Consider the following 16,272-nt stretch of genomic DNA (forward strand, 5'->3'; position numbering starts at 1 on the left):
ATTTTACATGGTGTTTTATTTTTTATTTCTCAGCGCGTCCAGCATGAACGCATCGTAGCTGAACTCGGCCACGCCGAACCATGGATAAACGTCATTGCGGAACGCCATATAGTCGTCATGGATTTTCTTGAACAGCGGGTCTTTTGCCGACAACTCTTCATAAACTTTGGTAGCTTCGGCAAACGAGGCATCCAGTACTGACTTTGGAAACCGCTTGAGCACACCACCGCCGGCAATCAGCCTGCGCAGGGCGCCTGGATTTTTTGCATCGTACGTACCGATCATTTCTTCGGTCGCCAGCGCGCTTGCCTGCATAATGGCGGACTGGTAACGTTTTGGCAGTTTTTCGTACTCACCGTCGTTCACGTACAGCGATACCTGGAATCCGCCTTCCCACCAGCCCGGATAATAATAGTATTTGGCTACTTTATTGAAGCCCAGCTTTTCATCATCATAGGGGCCAATCCATTCGGCCGCGTCGATCGTACCTTTTTCGAGCGACGGGTAAATGTCGCCGCCGGCCACTTGTTGAGGAATGACGCCAAGACGCGAGAGAACCGCGCCGGCAAAGGCGCTGCAACGCATTTTCAGACCTTTCAGGTCTTCAACGCCATTGATTTCCTTGCGGAACCACCCGCCCATTTGCGTGCCGGTATGTCCGCAGGGAAAGTTCACGATGTTGAACTTTTTGTACACCTCGCGCGTGAGCGCCAGGCCATTGCCTGAGCGCATCCAGGCGTTATATTGGCGGGTATTCAGACCGAAAGGGACGGCCGCATCAAAACTCAGGGCCGGGTCTTTGCCATAGTAGTAATAGGCTGCACTGTGGCCGCACTGTACTGTATTGTTCTGGACTGCATCAAGCACCTGAAGCGCCGGTACGACTTCGCCGGCGTGGTGGACACTGACCTTGAATTTGCCGTCGGTCGCTTCCGCCATGTGCTTGGCAAAATTGACACTGCCGTTATAGATTGCATCAGCACTGGTGGGGAAGCTGGAAGCCAGACGCCAGCTTATGCTGGGCGCATCCTGCGCAAAAACGGGTGATGCCAGAACAGCACCACCCGTTGCAGCCACACCTGCAGTGGCCTGCTTAAGGAAGGAACGACGTTTCATCGTTGGTGTCTCCAATGGGTATTGTGAGTAGGGAAAGAATCGAAACTTTTGGTTACCGTCCAAATCCTACAGGATTTGAGGCGACATTACCCTTAAGAATTACCCTTATCCTTGCGGCAGGCACGACCACTATTGCCGCAGTCACGCTGTAACCACAAATATATTTGGAGTGACATTACAAGTGTAATTACTTGAGTCTGTTGAATTGAACTGTTGTGAATTGACATCAGGCAACCGATCGCTTTCTGTCGTCTTGTTGTGCGCAATCGGCAGAGACTACACGTCAAACAGGAGCGCCTGCAACGGCCTGTTCACGTCAAAATAGTCCAGTGAGTCAAGGCCGAAGTGGCCAGGATAGCTGGCCTGGGCAAAATACAGCCCGTCGGCCATAAACGTCGGCGCCGCCATCTTGCGATCGCATTGCGCAAGCACCTGCGCGATCCAGTCGGGCTCATGACGTCCCTTACCCACAAACAGCAGGCATCCCAGAATATTGCGTACCATATGATGCAAGAAAGCATTGGCACGCAATGTAAACACAAAAAAGGCGCCTTCCTGCACAATGTCCAGATGCTCGACCGTCCTGATGGGATTGGCCGCCTGGCATTGCGATGAGCGAAAGCTGCTGAAATCGTGCTGCCCAACCAGGTATTTTGCAGCCTGCTGCATGGCGTTCAGATCCAGCGGATGAAAATCCCAGCCCGCACGCCCATGCCAGTGTGGAGACAAAATGCGTTCATTCCTGAGCAGATACACATAAGTTCTGGATTGGGCAGAGAAACGGGCATGAAAATCCTCAGGCATCTGTCTGGCCCAGCGCACGGTAATCTCGGGTGGAAGGTGCGCGTTCACACCACGCACCCAGGATTCCATACGCCGATCGACCAGGGTATTGACGTGCACGACCTGGGCACGGGCATGGACGCCTGTATCCGTGCGTCCCGCGCATATTGTCGGGGTGGGTTCGCAGGTGAAGGCGGCCAATGCCTTTTCCAGCGTATCCTGCACCGTGCGTCCCCCCGGCTGCGTCTGCCAGCCAAGATAAGGCTTGCCATTATAGGCAACGCCCAGCGCGATGCGCCGGGTCGGCGGCTCGCCATCCGTTACTGCCGTGTGTTCAGGAACGGGTTGATGCGTCGGAGTCGGGTGCATCAAGATCCAGATTGATTGATTTTAATTTTTGCTGGAAAGCGTCATAGCCCGGGCCGGAAGGAAGCCGTGCACGGCGGCGCTGGTCGCACCGCTGCATGATCAACAGACCCACGACGATGACCGCCAGTACAGCCAGCAGCCATAACGAAATATAGTTCGCGATCCAGGCGGGCAGTTCCATGATTTACAGTTCTCCAACACTGATACGCAGCATGCGGCGCAGTGGTTCGGCGGCACCCCACAGCAACTGGTCACCGACGGTAAAGGCGCTCAGATACTCGGGCCCCATCGACATTTTGCGCAGACGGCCTACCGGGATATCCAATGTACCGGTGGTGGCAACCGGGGTCAGGTCCTGCATGGTTTCATCACGAGTATTGGGAACCACTTTGACCCATTCGGTGCCTTCCTTGAGCATGTCGGTGATCTCATCGATCGACACATCTTTTTTCAATTTGATAGTCAGCGCCTGGCTGTGGCAACGCATGGCGCCAATCCGAACACACAGGCCGTCGATTGGAATAGGCGCACTGCCAAACCCTTCGCCGCGCCCCAGAATTTTGTTGGTTTCAGCTTCGGCTTTCCATTCTTCGCGGGACTGCCCGTTGCCCAGGTCTTTGTCAATCCAGGGAATCAGACTGCCGCCCAGCGGGACACCGAACATGTCACGGGGCAGATTTGCGTCCTGCTGTTTTGCCAGTACCTGACGGTCAATTTCCAGAATCGCAGATGCAGGATCATCCAGCAATGGCCGGACGGCTTCGTTAAGCAGGCCGAACTGTGTGAGCAGTTCGCGCATATGCTGGGCGCCACCGCCAGAGGCCGCCTGGTAGGTCATGCTGGTCATCCAGTCGATCAGATCGTGCTTGAACAGACCTGCCAGCCCCATAAGCATGCAGCTGACCGTGCAGTTGCCGCCTACGAAATCCTTGACGCCTTTGGCGACGGCAGTATCGATAACACTGCGGTTGACCGGATCCAGCACAATAACGGCATTGTCTTTCATGCGCAGGGTGCTGGCCGCGTCGATCCAGACGCCGTCCCAGCCTGCACTGCGCAGTTTGCCGTGCACCTGTGTCGTATAGTCGCCCCCCTGGGCGGTCACAATAATTGGCAGCTTCTTCAGTGAGTCAATATCGTTGGCGTCCTGCAGCGGACCGGCACCGTCGGCCCAGGCGGGTGCCTTGCCGCCGGCATTGCTCGTGGAAAAAAAGACCGGATTGATAAAGGCGAAGTCGCCCTCATCGCGCATGCGCTGCATAAGCACGGAACCCACCATTCCGCGCCACCCGACAAAACCCACTGACTGTGACATGATTTCCTTACCTGATTCTGTGAACTGATTCTATAAACTGGTTATATCAAGCTGGTATATATAAATGAGGTTGATATAGGTTGATATATAAAGCTGAAAAACAAAGTCGAAATAAAACGATTTCCTGAAAATCAAAAAACCGCATTTCCTGAAAATGCAAACTGCCATAGCGGATCGCACGACTGATCGCGCGATCCGCCATTATGACGGCCATATAAGTGACTGAATCTTATAACTATATCAGTTTAAAGCCTTTAATACGGCATCACCCATTTGAGAAGTGGAAACTTTTGTGGTGCCCGCTTCGAAAATGTCGGCTGTGCGCAACCCTTGTTCCAGCACTGCTTTGACTGCATTTTCTACGCGGTCGGCCGCTGCTGCCTCGTTCAGGGAGTAACGGAGCAGCATGGCCGCAGACAGGATCGTCGCCAATGGATTGGCAATATTTTTGCCGGCGATGTCCGGGGCTGAGCCGTGGCTGGGTTCATACAGACCCTGATTCGAAGCATTGAGTGAGGCTGAAGGCAGCATGCCGATCGAACCCGTCAGCATGGCAGCTTCATCGGACAGGATATCGCCGAAAATATTGCCGGTGACAATAACGTCAAATTCCTTGGGCGCGCGCACTAGCTGCATGGCGGCATTATCGATATACATATGGGACAGTTCCACATCCGGATAATCTTTGGCCACATCAATCATGATGTCACGCCAGAACTGCGAGGTTTCCAGTACATTGGCCTTGTCCACGCTGCACAGCTTTTTGTTGCGCTTTTGTGCTGACTCAAACCCGACGCGCGCAATGCGACGCACCTCGGATTCAGCGTAACGCATGGTGTCGAAACCTTCCCGTTCTCCCTTGAACTCACCTTCCTGTACTTCACGCACGCCGCGTGGCTTGCCGAAATAGATGTCACCGGTAAGTTCGCGAATGATCAGGATATCCAGGCCCGAGACGATTTCGGGCTTGAGTGATGAGGCATTGGCCAGTTGCGGATACAGAATGGCCGGACGCAGATTGGCGAACAGGCCCAGATTTTTGCGCAGTCCGAGAATCGCCTGCTCGGGGCGGTGTTCGCGGGGCAGCGAGTCGTATTTCCAGTCTCCGACGGCACCAAACAGAATGGCGTTGCTTCGCTTGGCCAGCGCCAGTGTAGCTTCAGGCAAAGGATGACCGTGCTGATCATAGGCGGTGCCGCCGACCGGGGCCTGCTCCATGGTCAGATCCAGATTCAGCGCCCCCAGGACGCGCTGCGCCTGTTCGACGATTTCGTGACCGATGCCATCACCGGGAAGAACTGCAATTGTGTGTGTCATAACGCGAATGTCTCTGTTGATTGGGATTTAACGGGACAGGCCAGTGCTGCCTTCGAGCCAGGGATGGCGGGCCAGTCGCTCGGCCTCGAAGGCCCGGATCTGGTCGGAGCGGCGCAAGGTCAGGCCGATATCGTCAAACCCGTTAAGCAGGCAGTATTTGCGAAACGCATCCACATCAAAGCCCAGCTCCCGTCCTTCGGGCGTAATCACGACCTGGCGTTCCAGATCGATGCGTAATTTGTAGCCGTTGAACGCACGCACCTCATCAAACAGTCGCGCCACCTCCAGTTCCGACAGCACAATGGGCAACAACCCGTTTTTGAAGCTGTTGTTAAAGAAAATGTCGGCATACGAAGGCGCAATAATGGCCTTGAATCCGTATTGAGTCAGGGCCCATGGTGCGTGCTCGCGGCTTGAACCACAACCGAAATTTTTGCGGGCTAGCAACACGCTGGCACCCTGGTAGCGCGGCTGGTTCAGCACGAACTCGGGGTTGACCGGGCGCTTGCTGTTATCCATGCCCGGCTCGCCATGATCCAGATAGCGCAATTCGTCAAACAGATTGGGACCAAAGCCGGAGCGCTTGATGGACTTGAGGAACTGCTTTGGAATGATCAGGTCGGTGTCCACATTCTCGCGATCCAGCGGTGCGACCAACCCTTCATGAATGGTAAATGCTTCCATGATGTTATCCTAATTTTCTGACGTCGACAAAATGACCGGCAATGGCGGCAGCCGCAGCCATGGCGGGGCTGACCAGGTGGGTGCGCCCCCCCTGCCCCTGACGGCCTTCGAAGTTGCGGTTGGAGGTCGAAGCGCAACGTTCACCCGGCTCCAGGCGATCGGCGTTCATGGCCAGACACATGGAGCACCCGGGCTCGCGCCACTCGAAACCGGCGTCGACAAAAATTTTGTCCAGGCCTTCCTTTTCTGCCTGTTGCTTGACCAGCCCCGAACCGGGCACCACCATGGCCTGGATCACATTGGACGCAACGCGGCGTCCGCGTGCCACCTTGGCCGCAGCACGCAGGTCTTCTATACGCGAATTGGTACAGGAACCGATAAATACACGATCCACGCGCACATCGGAAATGGGCGTGTTGGGTTTAAGGCCCATATATTCCAGCGCCCGTTCCATGCCGTTGCGCCTGACGTCATCTTTTTCACGGTCAGGGTCGGGAACGCGGTCTTCAATGGACAGCACCATCTCGGGCGATGTGCCCCAGGTGACCTGCGGGCGTACCTGACGCGCATCGATCTCAATGATTTTGTCAAATTTCGCGCCCGGATCCGAATGCAACGTCTTCCAGTACGCCACGGCCTGATCCCACAACACGCCTGAGGGCGAGTACGGACGGTTCTTGAAGTATTGGATGGTTTTATCATCTACGGCAACCATGCCCGAACGGGCGCCGGCTTCAATCGCCATATTGCAGACCGTCATGCGCCCTTCCATAGACAGATCACTCACGGCCTTGCCGGCAAACTCAATAGCATGGCCCGTTCCGCCCGCCGTACCGATCACGCCGATGATATACAGAACCAGGTCTTTGGCGGTACAGCCAAAAGGCAGATCCCCATTAACGCGGATCAGCATGTTCTTGTTTTTCTTCATCAACAGTGTCTGAGTAGCCAGAACGTGTTCGACTTCAGAGGTACCGATACCGAAGGCCAGCGCGCCCATCGCGCCATGGGTGCTGGTATGCGAATCGCCGCAAACCACGGTCATGCCAGGCAAGGTTGCACCCTGCTCGGGCCCGATCACATGCACGATGCCCTGGCGCAAATCATTCATGCGAAACTCGGTCACGCCATAGGTTTCGCAGTTCTTATCCAAGGTATCGACCTGCAGTTTAGATACGGGATCACTGATACCCTGTGCGCGACCCAGCGTCGGCACGTTATGATCGGCGACCGCCAGATTGGCAGAGAGCCGCCAGGGTTTGCGCTCGGCCAGCGTCAGACCTTCGAAGGCCTGGGGGCTGGTCACTTCATGCAGTAAATGACGGTCAATGTACAACAGACAGGTGCCGTCCTCTTCCTGGTGCACCACATGGGCATCCCAGAGTTTATCGTAAAGGGTCTGAGCCAAAATGTTCTCCTGAAAACGAATAAGCGCATTCGCCCGCCTTTGCATGCTAACGTGATGACTGGTGGTTGATGTCGATTACCGGTCGTTGCCGCTGGCTGGGCGTTGCTGTTGCCCCCCGGTATGGCCAGGAGACAGCGTCAATTGCCATACCTGTATTATGGACAAATCCGTTGCGTTAACAAGCCCATATATTATACTGGTATCAATACTACTATATTAGCCGTATTATCCGGTGCAACGTGCCAGGAAACGTCCGGATCAATCTGTCACAGGGGCTTACCCGCACGATTCCTTACAAAGCAGAAAAATATCCATATTGTGAGTAGAATAGGCTATCCATATGGAGAAACCTATGACGACCGAGACCCCCGACCTGACCCATTTGTGGATGCCTTTTACGGCCAACCGACGTTTCAAGGAAGCGCCGCGATTGCTGGCTTCGGCAAAAGGAATGTATTACACCAGCACAGACGGCCGCCAGATTCTGGACGGTTGCGCCGGCCTGTGGTGTGTCAACGCCGGGCATTGCCGCGAGCCCATCGCCCAGGCAATCGCCACGCAAGTGTCCACGCTGGATTACGCACCCAGTTTCCAAATGGGCCATCCACTGGCATTCAAGGCAGCCACCGCCGTCGCTGCGCTCATGCCGACCGGCATGCAACGCATTTTCTTTACCAACTCCGGGTCTGAATCGGTCGATACCGCACTGAAAATCGCCCTGGCGTACCATCGGGCCAATGGCCAGCCCCAGCGTACCCGGCTGATCGGGCGCGAACGCGGCTATCACGGCGTTGGTTTCGGTGGCATTTCGGTCGGGGGAATCAGCCCGAATCGCAAGGCCTTTTCCAACTCCCTGCTGCCAAACGTCGATCATCTGCCCCACACCCATAACCTGGAGCATAACGCCTTTAGCAAGGGGCAGCCTGCCTGGGGCGCCCATTTGGCTGACGAGCTGGAACGCATCGTTGCCCTGCATGATGCATCCACCATTGCCGCCGTGATTGTCGAACCCATGGCCGGCTCGACAGGCGTGCTGATTCCACCCGAGGGCTATCTTCAACGCCTGCGTGAAATCACCCACAAGCACGGCATTCTGCTGATTTTCGACGAAGTCATCACCGGTTTCGGTCGCTTGGGCGCCAATACGGCCAGTGATTATTTTGGTGTGACGCCAGACATACTGACCATGGCCAAGGGGATCAGCAACGCAGCGGTGCCCGCTGGTGCGGTTGCAGTCAACAACACTTTATACGATACCGTCATCAACGCAGGCGACAATGGCATTGAGCTGTTTCACGGCTATACCTACTCCGGGCACCCCCTGGCCATGGCGGCTATTACTGCGGCACTCGAGTTATATCAATCAGAGCATATTTTCGATAACGCACGCACGCTCTCTCCTGCGTTCGAAGCGGCAGCCCATGGCATGAACGGCCTGCCCAATGTCATAGACGTGCGCAATCTGGGAATTGTGGCAGGCGTCGAACTGGCGCCGCGCAAAGATGCACCGGGCGCACGTGCGGCCGAGGTGTTCCAGCGCTGTTACGACGCAGGCGTTCTGTTGCGCTACACCGGCGACACCATTGCGATTTCACCGCCGCTGATTATCAGCCAGGAACAAATCGGTACCATTTTTGATGTGCTCGGCAAAGCCATCAGTGAAACGGCATAACGTGCGCGGCACGCATCGTTTGACAACATCCCGTCACTGCGGGATTCTGCGAATGGGCTGCCGCTGCGATTCACGTTACACTCATCAACCAGCATTTTTATACTTTTAATTGAAACATGATCACTCTTAACGATACACATCAGGCGGACCTTACCAGTTGGGTAGACAGCGCTAACGTCACCGGCAATGGTTTTCCGATCCAGAACCTGCCCTTTGCCTCGTTTCGCCGACGCGGATCGGGCGAAGCGTTCCGCCCCGGTGTCGGCATCGGCAATCAGATCGTTGATCTGTCCCGCCTTTATGACCTGAACCTGTTCACCGACAAGGCGCAACAGGCGCTTGAAGCCTGCCAGGGCATTCAGCTCAATGGCCTGATGGCATTGGGACAGCCATACTGGTCGGCCTTGCGCCTGGCGCTGTCGCAGGCGTTGCGCGTCGGTTCCGCGCACGAAGAGGCCATTCGTCCCCTGCTGGTTGCCCAGGATGAAGCCGAATTTATCACCCCTTCACGCATCGGCGATTACACCGACTTCTACATTTCCGTGCATCACGCCACTGCCGTCGGCAAACAGTTCCGCCCGGACAACCCGCTGCTGCCCAACTACAAATGGGTGCCTATCGGTTATCACGGCCGGGCTTCCAGCATCGCCGTATCCGGCCAGGCGTTCCCGCGTCCGGTCGGTCAGACCAAACCCAAGAACGAAGGCGATGCGCCCGATTTCGGTCCGTGCAAGCGGCTGGACTACGAACTGGAACTGGGCATCTTCGTGGGCGAAGGCAACGAACAGGGTCAGCGCATTGAAATCGAACAGGCCGACAAGCATATTTTCGGCTTCTGCATTTTGAACGACTGGTCGGCCCGTGATCTGCAAGCATGGGAATATGTGCCATTAGGCCCGTTCCTGGCCAAGAATTTTGCGTCCACCATTTCCCCCTGGATCGTGACCCAGGAGGCACTGGAGCCGTTCCGCTGCGCGTTTGCCCACCCGGCCGACGATCCCCAGCCCTTGCCCTATCTGAGCTCACAGGCCAATGCCGAAGGCGGTGCCTACGATATTCAATTGCAGGTGCAACTGACCACGCAACAGTCGCGCGACAGCGGTCAGCCCGCGTTTACGCTGGCCGACAGCAATTTCAAGGAAGCTTACTGGACCGCTGCGCAACTGATTACGCATCACACGGTCAACGGCTGCAATCTGCAACCGGGCGATCTGCTGGGCTCCGGCACGCTTTCCGGCCCGGATGCCGCTCAGGCGGGTTCCCTGCTGGAACTGACAGACGCAGGCAAAAAGCCAATCACCCTCCCCTGGGGTGAAAGCCGCAGTTTTCTTGAAGACGGAGATGAAATCATTATGAAGGCCGTCTGCAAAAAAGAAGGCTACCCCGATATTTCGTTTGGCAGCGTCTCTGGTTCGGTGCTCAAGGCCAATTTCAAAACGGCTTAAGCGTAACGGCTCTTATCAATGCTCAACGATAGGCTTGCTGGCGCAAGGCGTGGTCAATCAGCACCAGTGCCAGCAATGCCTCGGCGATGGGCGTGGCGCGGATGCCGACGCAGGGATCGTGACGACCCAGTGTTTGCACCATGACCGGCTCGCCTGCGCGGTTGACCGACTTGCGCTCAATGCGGATGCTGGAAGTCGGTTTGATGGCCAGCGATACCGTGATGTCCTGCCCTGTTGAAATGCCGCCCAGTATGCCCCCGGCGTGATTGCTCAGATAGCCTTCGGGCGTAAGTTCATCGCCGTGCTCGGAACCCCGTTGCGTAACGCACCCGAACCCGGCGCCAATCGACACGCCTTTAACAGCATTCAGGCCCATCATGGCGAATGCAATATCGGCGTCCAGCCTGTCATACAGAGGTTCGCCCCAGCCGGCTGGCAGACCCTGTGCGACCACTTCAATCCGTGCACCGATGGAGTCGCCGTCCTTGCGCAACTGATCCATAAAGGCTTCAAGTTGCGGGACAACCGATGCATCGGCGGCGTAAAACGGATTATGTCCGACTTCATCCCAGGACTGGAATGGAATCTCAATCGGCCCGAGCTGGCTCATATATCCACGAATGACCGTGCCGAATTTTTCACTCAGCCATTTTTTTGCAATGGCTCCGGCCGCTACCGTAGGGGCTGTCAGGCGTGCCGACGAACGGCCGCCGCCACGCGGATCACGGATGCCATATTTTTCCCAGTAGGTACGATCAGCATGCCCGGGACGAAAGGTGTCGGCAATGGCCGAATAGTCCTTGCTGCGCTGGTCCTGATTGCGGATCAGCAGACCAATGGCGGTGCCGGTCGTTTTGCCCTCATACACGCCGGACAGGATCTCGACCGTGTCGGGTTCCTGTCGCTGCGTAACATGACGCGAGGTACCGGGGCGCCGCCGATCCAGTTCAATCTGGATATCCTGTTCAGACAGCGACATACCGGCCGGACAGCCGTCAATGACACAACCGATGGCCGGTCCGTGGGACTCACCGAAATTGGTGACCGAAAAAAGTTTGCCTAATGTGTTACCCGACATCGCTTATCCAGGAAAAATGAGATGCAAGCCCGTTACAGAACGGAAGAAGTACGAAAGAATACCAGAAACTGCCGGTCAGGATGAACAACTGACTTCGAGTTCGCGTCCCCACTCAGGTGGCGGTTCAGCATAATGGGCCATGCCGGACTGCTCGGTATATGGATCGCGCAACAGAGGCAGCAAGGCATCGATGACGCTCATATCGCCCTTGGCCGCCGCCTGGATCGCCTCTTCTGCCAGATAATTGCGCAGCACATACAGGGGGTTGACGCGATTCATCCGGCGGGCGCGCGCTTTGGCATCCGCATCAGCATTGTCCTGCAGGCGTTCCCGATATCCGGCCAGCCACTCATCCAGTCTCGTTGTATCGGCAAACAGGCTGCGCAGCGGATCTTCATCCTCGTCGATCAGCGCCAAATGACGAAAACTCAGCGTAAAATCGGCCGACTGCTCGTGCAGCGTGCGCCACCAGCCGTCGATGAGTTCATCATCGCCCTCTTTCCAGACGTCCAGCCCCAGCTTGGCCGCCAGGCGCGCCCGATAGGCATCGATAAAGATGCCTTCGTACCGCTCCAGTCGCGCCTTGAGGCGCTCCGGATCAGCGCCCAGCGCCACAAAGCAGTTGGCAAAGCGATACAAATTCCACAAGGCGACCGACGGCTGCGCATTCCAGGCGTAACGGCCCTGTGTGTCGGTATGATTGCAGACGTGATTGATGCGAAAATCATCCATAAAGCCATAGGGACCATAATCCAGCGTCAGGCCCAATACCGACATATTGTCGGTATTCATGACGCCGTGATTGAACCCCACCGACTGCCAGCCGGCCATGAGCGTCGCGGTGCGCGCGACCACGACATCGACAAAGCGCTCGATCACATCTGTCAGGCTATGCGTGCTGTCCTGCTGCGGCACTTCGTCGGCAAAGAAATGCGAAACAACATAGTCCAGCAACTCCCGCAATCTTTCGGTATTTTTTGCCGCATACCAGTGCTCAAACGAACCGAAACGCACAAAAGACGGTGCCACGCGCGCCACAATGGCGGCCGTTTCCACGGTTTCACGATAGACCGGATCGTCGGACCCGACCAGGCACAAGGCCTGCGTCGTCGGGATACCCAGGCCGGTCATGGCGGCACTGGCCAGATACTCACGCACCGACGAGCGCAACACCGCGCGCCCGTCACCCATGCGTGAATACGGCGTTCGGCCCGCACCCTTGAGCTGAAGTTCCCAGTCTGCGGGCTGGTCTTGTTCGTTGGTGCCCCGAATGGCCCCCAGCAAATGGGCGCGGCCATCGCCCAGTTGCCCTGCCCAGATGCCGAATTGATGTCCGCTATAGACGGCCGAAAGTGTGACCCCGCCCGGCAAATCGGCATTGCCGGACATGATCGACAAAAATTCCTGCGAGTGCGCATCGTCCATCGACAACCCCAGCAACGCCAGCACGTCGGGATTGACATGCAACAGTGTGGGGTCGGTCAGGCCCTGCATTTTGAGCCGCGTGAAAAACGCCGGTGACAAGGATGCAAAGTCGTTACTGACGATCAGATCAGATCGCATATTTATTTACCCAGTTTTTTGGCGCGTTTGGCAGCCTGTTTGGCGGGCCGCACATACAAAATGGCAGCAAGAAAAAAGACGAGCGCCAGAATCGTCTCGATGCCGCCCAGCATGGACGAGGTCACGCTGATATCGGAATACCAGCGTACCACACCTTCGGTAAAATACAGCAGCACCAGCATGGAGGACCATTGCAGGGTATACAGATTGCCCTTGTAGACGCCATACAAGGGAAACAGCAGGGGCAAGGCCTTCAGGACATAGAGACTGCCGCCAGGCACCAGCGGGTCAAGAAACAGCTCCCAGGCAATACACAGCAAAAACAGCAGCAGAAGGGAAATAAACGCCAGGACCCGATAGCGGGGGTTCAATGCAATCTGGGTCGGACGATGGACCGAGGCCGCTGTCAAATCGGTTGCAGAGGGAGTAGGAGAAGGCTTTGTCAACGTCGTATTCCAATCAATCTTGTCAGACTGAACATTATATTCGTTGTGCCCTCGCCCGTTCCGGTAAAACACAAAGGCACCGTCGGATTACAATTTGCAACCCAACGGCAACAGCAGGATGACGGCCTGGACGGGCGGTTTGTTATACTGCCCTTAACCTGAACCGATTATCATTGATTGATCTGCGCCACGCGGCAAACCAGCAAGCTGACCATGACAAAACATCACGATTTCGAACTCGCCCAGCAAAAAAAACAGGAAACCCAGGAAGCGATCGAAGCACAGGAAGAATTGCGATTGAATATGGGCGATTCGGAACTGGGCTTTCAGTTTTACAAAAAAGCCGTCATGTTCGGCATCCAACGGCTGCTGCGCGACAAGCTCACGCAGGTTGCCTCCAGCCTGACGTTTACTACGGTGCTGGCCACTGTCCCCATGCTGGCCGTCATTCTGTCGCTGTTTACCGCGTTCCCGCTCTTTACAGACTTCAAGGTGTCGCTTGAACAGTTTCTGACGCACAACCTGATGCCCGAGACCGTGTCCGAAACCATTATGAGTTACCTGAACATGTTCGCGCAGCAGGCCTCGAAACTGACGGCCATTGGTGTGGGCTTTCTGATTGTCACCTCCATCATGCTGATGATGACCATAGACGAAGTGCTCAATGATATCTGGAATGTGACGCGTCGCCGCCCGCTGGGGCAGCGGGTGCTGGTGTATTGGGCCATTCTCTCGCTGGGCCCGATTTTCCTGGGCGCCAGCCTGTGGACCTCTTCTTATATTGCGCAGGAAAAGCTGGGATTGGTGACGCAGTTTTCGATCATCAAAAGCCTGCTGTTCACGCTGGTGCCTGTCATCGTATCCGGGCTGGTCTTTGCCCTGCTTTATTATCTGGTGCCCAATCGCAAGGTGGCCTGGAAAGATGCCATGATAGGCGGCTATACGACCGCGATTTTACTGGAGATCATGAAGGCCGGGTTCGCCTATTACATTACCCAGTTTCCTTCCTACACACTTATTTACGGCGCTTTTGCGACCATCCCGATCTTCCTGCTGTGGATTTACCTGTCCTGGCTGGTGGTGCTTTTCGGCGCAACGGTAGCGGCGCTGGCACCCCAGATCCGCAGCGGACAGATGCGTGATAAAGTCTCGCCGGGCGTGCACTTTGTGACCGCACTGTTTGTCCTGCGCCTGCTGCACGGCGCACGCGACCACAACCCGCCAGGCTACGGCACCCCCTATATCGCCCGGCAGATCAAAATGAATTATAGCGAGACGCTGGATATTCTAGAGCCGCTGGTGTCCATGGGCTATATCGTCAATACGGCCGGCAAGCGCTCCGAACGATGGGTACTGGCCAGCAGCCTGAATGCCAGCCTGGATCCGCTGGCCGATTGCTTCCTGTTCGACAGCAAGGTGATCGAAATCGGTCACGACCCTGCACTGCGCCAGGTGATCGCGCGACTGCTGACCGAAGACAATACCGTGAAATTACGCGACATTCTGTATCAGGATGAGTCAGTAACGGGGCCGGATTCAACCGGGCAGGACAACAGAGACACAGTTAGCACGTGAATCGCTTTGCATGGCAGGTGATTTCAGGTACATTTCCATATAACCAGATCATTGTCCGGTAACGGTATCGGACGGCAGAATAAAGCGACAGGAGGATTGCCATGTTGAAAATCAGTGAAGTCTTGCGGGTCAAGGGCAATATCCTTTACACCGCCACCCCGGACCAGTCGGTCGCCGAAGCCATTGCAACCATGAGTGAGCGCGATATCGGATCGCTTGTCATCATGGAACAGGGCGAACTGACCGGCATGCTCACCTTCCGCGAAATTATCCGTCACCTGCACGAAGCACCCGGCTCAACAGAAAACACCACCATCCGCAAAATCATGGATGATGCACCGGTCAGCGTGTCTCCCAATACCGAGGCCGAAGAAGTGCGCCGGCTGATGCTGGAACATCATGCCCGCTACGTGCCGGTCATGGACGGCCCGGTCCTGATGGGGGTGATCTCCTTTTACGACATGGCGCGTGCCATGCTCGAAGCCTCCAAATTCGAAAACAAAATGCTCAAGGCGTACATCCGCGACTGGCCAGGTGAAGCTGAAGAAGACAAAGAATAGCTCAACGGGGCCGGGCACAAAAACCGGCCCTCAAGACCGGTGCCATAAAACCGTCACTGCAAGACCACTCCTGATCAGGCCAAACCACGCCAGACCACTCCGGATCCAAGCAATCCCTGCACCCCCTTTACACTGTCTTCCACATATCCTTTTCCGCACACGTAAAACGATCGGCATGCCCGCTGTCTTTGGACTGATACGTCCAGGTCGTGATGTGGATTTTCTTTTCCGGGTACAGATCCAGCACGTTCAGTGAATTGGGAATATGGCGCCGCACCCGGTACGACGTCGTGGTGCCACCCTGCACGACCAGTGTCGGATTGGGCAGATCCGGATAACGCCGGGTCAGCGGGTAGACATAGGGTACATGGATATGCCCGCCTAGGATCAGATCTACGCCCGCCGCGGACCAGGCGCGAATCGCCGCCTCGTGATTTTCAACCAGCTGATCCTCATCGGCCTCGTCCAGCACATGGAATGGATGATGAGCCACCACAATAACACCCTTGCCCGCCGCATTATCAAGCGCCAGTTGTTCCACCCGCCGGATTTGCGCGTCGCTCACAATGCCGCGTTTATGGCGAAATGGTGTGGTGGTATTCACCCCGATCACAATCGCCCTGTCGGTCTCAAGTAGCGGTTCCACTTCTTTGTGCAGATAGCGGCGGTAGCGGCCATAAGGATGCAGAAACCGGGTCCACAGGGCAAACAGCGGGATGTCATGGTTGCCCGGAATGCACAGCACCGGAGCAGGCAGCGTTTTGAGCCAGGCGTTGGCAGCCAGAAACTCACTGCGCCGGGCTCGTTGAGTGATGTCGCCCGAGACAATGCACAGCGATGGCGACAACTGGCGAAGCGTATGCACCAGCGCATTCAGCACATGCGCATTCACAGTGCCGAAATGAAGATCCGAAAGCTGGATAATCCGATGCATGCGCGGC

The 16,272-nt window shown here is 56.1% G+C and carries 15 protein-coding genes; 4 read left to right on the top strand and 11 right to left on the bottom strand.

What is annotated here, in order from left to right:
- Positions 1-15: 15 nt before the first annotated feature.
- The 7 genes from W822_RS39180 to leuC form a co-directional block, all read right to left on the bottom strand.
- Positions 16-1,116: a TRAP transporter substrate-binding protein gene (locus W822_RS39180; RefSeq protein WP_024006186.1), complete on the bottom strand. Its 1,101-nt coding sequence runs from the start codon at positions 1,114-1,116 to the stop codon at positions 16-18.
- A 276-nt stretch (positions 1,117-1,392) separates the two neighbouring features.
- Positions 1,393-2,268: a tRNA pseudouridine(38-40) synthase TruA gene (truA, locus tag W822_RS39185; RefSeq protein ID WP_081724413.1), complete on the bottom strand. Its 876-nt coding sequence runs from the start codon at positions 2,266-2,268 to the stop codon at positions 1,393-1,395.
- Positions 2,234-2,449: a hypothetical protein gene (locus W822_RS39190; RefSeq protein WP_024006188.1), complete on the bottom strand. Its 216-nt coding sequence runs from the start codon at positions 2,447-2,449 to the stop codon at positions 2,234-2,236. The genes truA and W822_RS39190 overlap by 35 nt, the downstream gene beginning before the upstream one ends.
- Positions 2,450-2,452: 3 nt before the next feature.
- On the bottom strand, positions 2,453-3,583 hold the full coding sequence (gene asd / locus W822_RS39195; RefSeq protein ID WP_024006189.1) for an aspartate-semialdehyde dehydrogenase: 1,131 nt from the start codon (positions 3,581-3,583) through the stop codon (positions 2,453-2,455).
- Positions 3,584-3,823: 240 nt separating this feature from the next.
- On the bottom strand, positions 3,824-4,900 hold the full coding sequence (gene leuB / locus W822_RS39200; RefSeq protein WP_024006190.1) for a 3-isopropylmalate dehydrogenase: 1,077 nt from the start codon (positions 4,898-4,900) through the stop codon (positions 3,824-3,826).
- A gap of 27 nt (positions 4,901-4,927) precedes the next feature.
- The gene (gene leuD, locus W822_RS39205; RefSeq protein ID WP_024006191.1) at positions 4,928-5,584 is read right to left on the bottom strand and encodes a 3-isopropylmalate dehydratase small subunit; all 657 of its coding nucleotides are present in this window, start codon (positions 5,582-5,584) and stop codon (positions 4,928-4,930) included.
- A 4-nt stretch (positions 5,585-5,588) separates the two neighbouring features.
- On the bottom strand, positions 5,589-6,992 hold the full coding sequence (gene leuC / locus W822_RS39210) for a 3-isopropylmalate dehydratase large subunit (protein ID WP_024006192.1): 1,404 nt from the start codon (positions 6,990-6,992) through the stop codon (positions 5,589-5,591).
- A 352-nt stretch (positions 6,993-7,344) separates the two neighbouring features.
- Here leuC and W822_RS39215 point away from each other — a divergent pair, with 352 nt between their 5' ends.
- Positions 7,345-8,664, top strand: coding sequence for an omega-aminotransferase AptA (locus tag W822_RS39215; protein WP_253272309.1), 1,320 nt, complete (start codon positions 7,345-7,347; stop codon positions 8,662-8,664).
- Between the two features lie 116 nt (positions 8,665-8,780).
- Positions 8,781-10,109 (top strand): fumarylacetoacetase, encoded by a 1,329-nt coding sequence (gene fahA / locus W822_RS39220; RefSeq protein ID WP_024006194.1) that lies wholly within the window; start codon positions 8,781-8,783, stop codon positions 10,107-10,109.
- Positions 10,110-10,131: 22 nt separating this feature from the next.
- On the opposite strand, the gene aroC is transcribed toward fahA, so the two are convergent.
- The 3 genes from aroC to W822_RS39235 form a co-directional block, all read right to left on the bottom strand.
- Entirely contained in the window at positions 10,132-11,187 is a 1,056-nt protein-coding gene (gene aroC, locus W822_RS39225; RefSeq protein ID WP_024006195.1) for a chorismate synthase, read from the bottom strand.
- Positions 11,188-11,262: 75 nt separating this feature from the next.
- Entirely contained in the window at positions 11,263-12,750 is a 1,488-nt protein-coding gene (locus tag W822_RS39230; RefSeq protein WP_024006196.1) for a protein adenylyltransferase SelO, read from the bottom strand.
- Positions 12,751-12,752: 2 nt separating this feature from the next.
- On the bottom strand, positions 12,753-13,127 hold the full coding sequence (locus W822_RS39235; protein ID WP_031243114.1) for a DUF2069 domain-containing protein: 375 nt from the start codon (positions 13,125-13,127) through the stop codon (positions 12,753-12,755).
- Between the two features lie 282 nt (positions 13,128-13,409).
- Between W822_RS39235 and W822_RS39240 the strand changes: the two genes are divergently transcribed.
- Positions 13,410-14,771: a YihY family inner membrane protein gene (locus tag W822_RS39240; RefSeq protein ID WP_155848166.1), complete on the top strand. Its 1,362-nt coding sequence runs from the start codon at positions 13,410-13,412 to the stop codon at positions 14,769-14,771.
- A 101-nt stretch (positions 14,772-14,872) separates the two neighbouring features.
- Positions 14,873-15,331, top strand: a complete 459-nt coding sequence (locus W822_RS39245; protein WP_024006199.1) for a CBS domain-containing protein — start codon at positions 14,873-14,875, stop codon at positions 15,329-15,331.
- Between the two features lie 127 nt (positions 15,332-15,458).
- Here the strand turns inward: W822_RS39245 and W822_RS39250 are convergent, their stop codons facing one another.
- Positions 15,459-16,265 (bottom strand): metallophosphoesterase family protein, encoded by an 807-nt coding sequence (locus tag W822_RS39250; protein ID WP_024006200.1) that lies wholly within the window; start codon positions 16,263-16,265, stop codon positions 15,459-15,461.
- Positions 16,266-16,272: the final 7 nt, after the last annotated feature.

This window comes from Advenella kashmirensis W13003, assembly GCF_000506985.1.
GTDB classification, from domain to species: Bacteria; Pseudomonadota; Gammaproteobacteria; order Burkholderiales; family Burkholderiaceae_B; genus Advenella; species Advenella kashmirensis_A.

Bases quoted from the DNA above. Each gene is read 5' to 3' on its own strand.
- W822_RS39215 (WP_253272309.1), top strand. From the start codon at position 7,345: ATGACGACCGAGACCCCCGACCTGACCCATTTGTGGATGCCTTTTACG.
- aroC (WP_024006195.1), bottom strand. From the start codon at position 11,187: ATGTCGGGTAACACATTAGGCAAACTTTTTTCGGTCACCAATTTCGGT.
- W822_RS39240 (WP_155848166.1), top strand. From the start codon at position 13,410: ATGACAAAACATCACGATTTCGAACTCGCCCAGCAAAAAAAACAGGAA.
- truA (WP_081724413.1), bottom strand. From the start codon at position 2,268: ATGCACCCGACTCCGACGCATCAACCCGTTCCTGAACACACGGCAGTA.
- W822_RS39180 (WP_024006186.1), bottom strand. From the start codon at position 1,116: ATGAAACGTCGTTCCTTCCTTAAGCAGGCCACTGCAGGTGTGGCTGCA.
- asd (WP_024006189.1), bottom strand. From the start codon at position 3,583: ATGTCACAGTCAGTGGGTTTTGTCGGGTGGCGCGGAATGGTGGGTTCC.
- W822_RS39190 (WP_024006188.1), bottom strand. From the start codon at position 2,449: ATGGAACTGCCCGCCTGGATCGCGAACTATATTTCGTTATGGCTGCTG.
- fahA (WP_024006194.1), top strand. From the start codon at position 8,781: ATGATCACTCTTAACGATACACATCAGGCGGACCTTACCAGTTGGGTA.
- W822_RS39230 (WP_024006196.1), bottom strand. From the start codon at position 12,750: ATGCGATCTGATCTGATCGTCAGTAACGACTTTGCATCCTTGTCACCG.
- leuB (WP_024006190.1), bottom strand. From the start codon at position 4,900: ATGACACACACAATTGCAGTTCTTCCCGGTGATGGCATCGGTCACGAA.
- W822_RS39245 (WP_024006199.1), top strand. From the start codon at position 14,873: ATGTTGAAAATCAGTGAAGTCTTGCGGGTCAAGGGCAATATCCTTTAC.
- leuD (WP_024006191.1), bottom strand. From the start codon at position 5,584: ATGGAAGCATTTACCATTCATGAAGGGTTGGTCGCACCGCTGGATCGC.
- W822_RS39250 (WP_024006200.1), bottom strand. From the start codon at position 16,265: ATGCATCGGATTATCCAGCTTTCGGATCTTCATTTCGGCACTGTGAAT.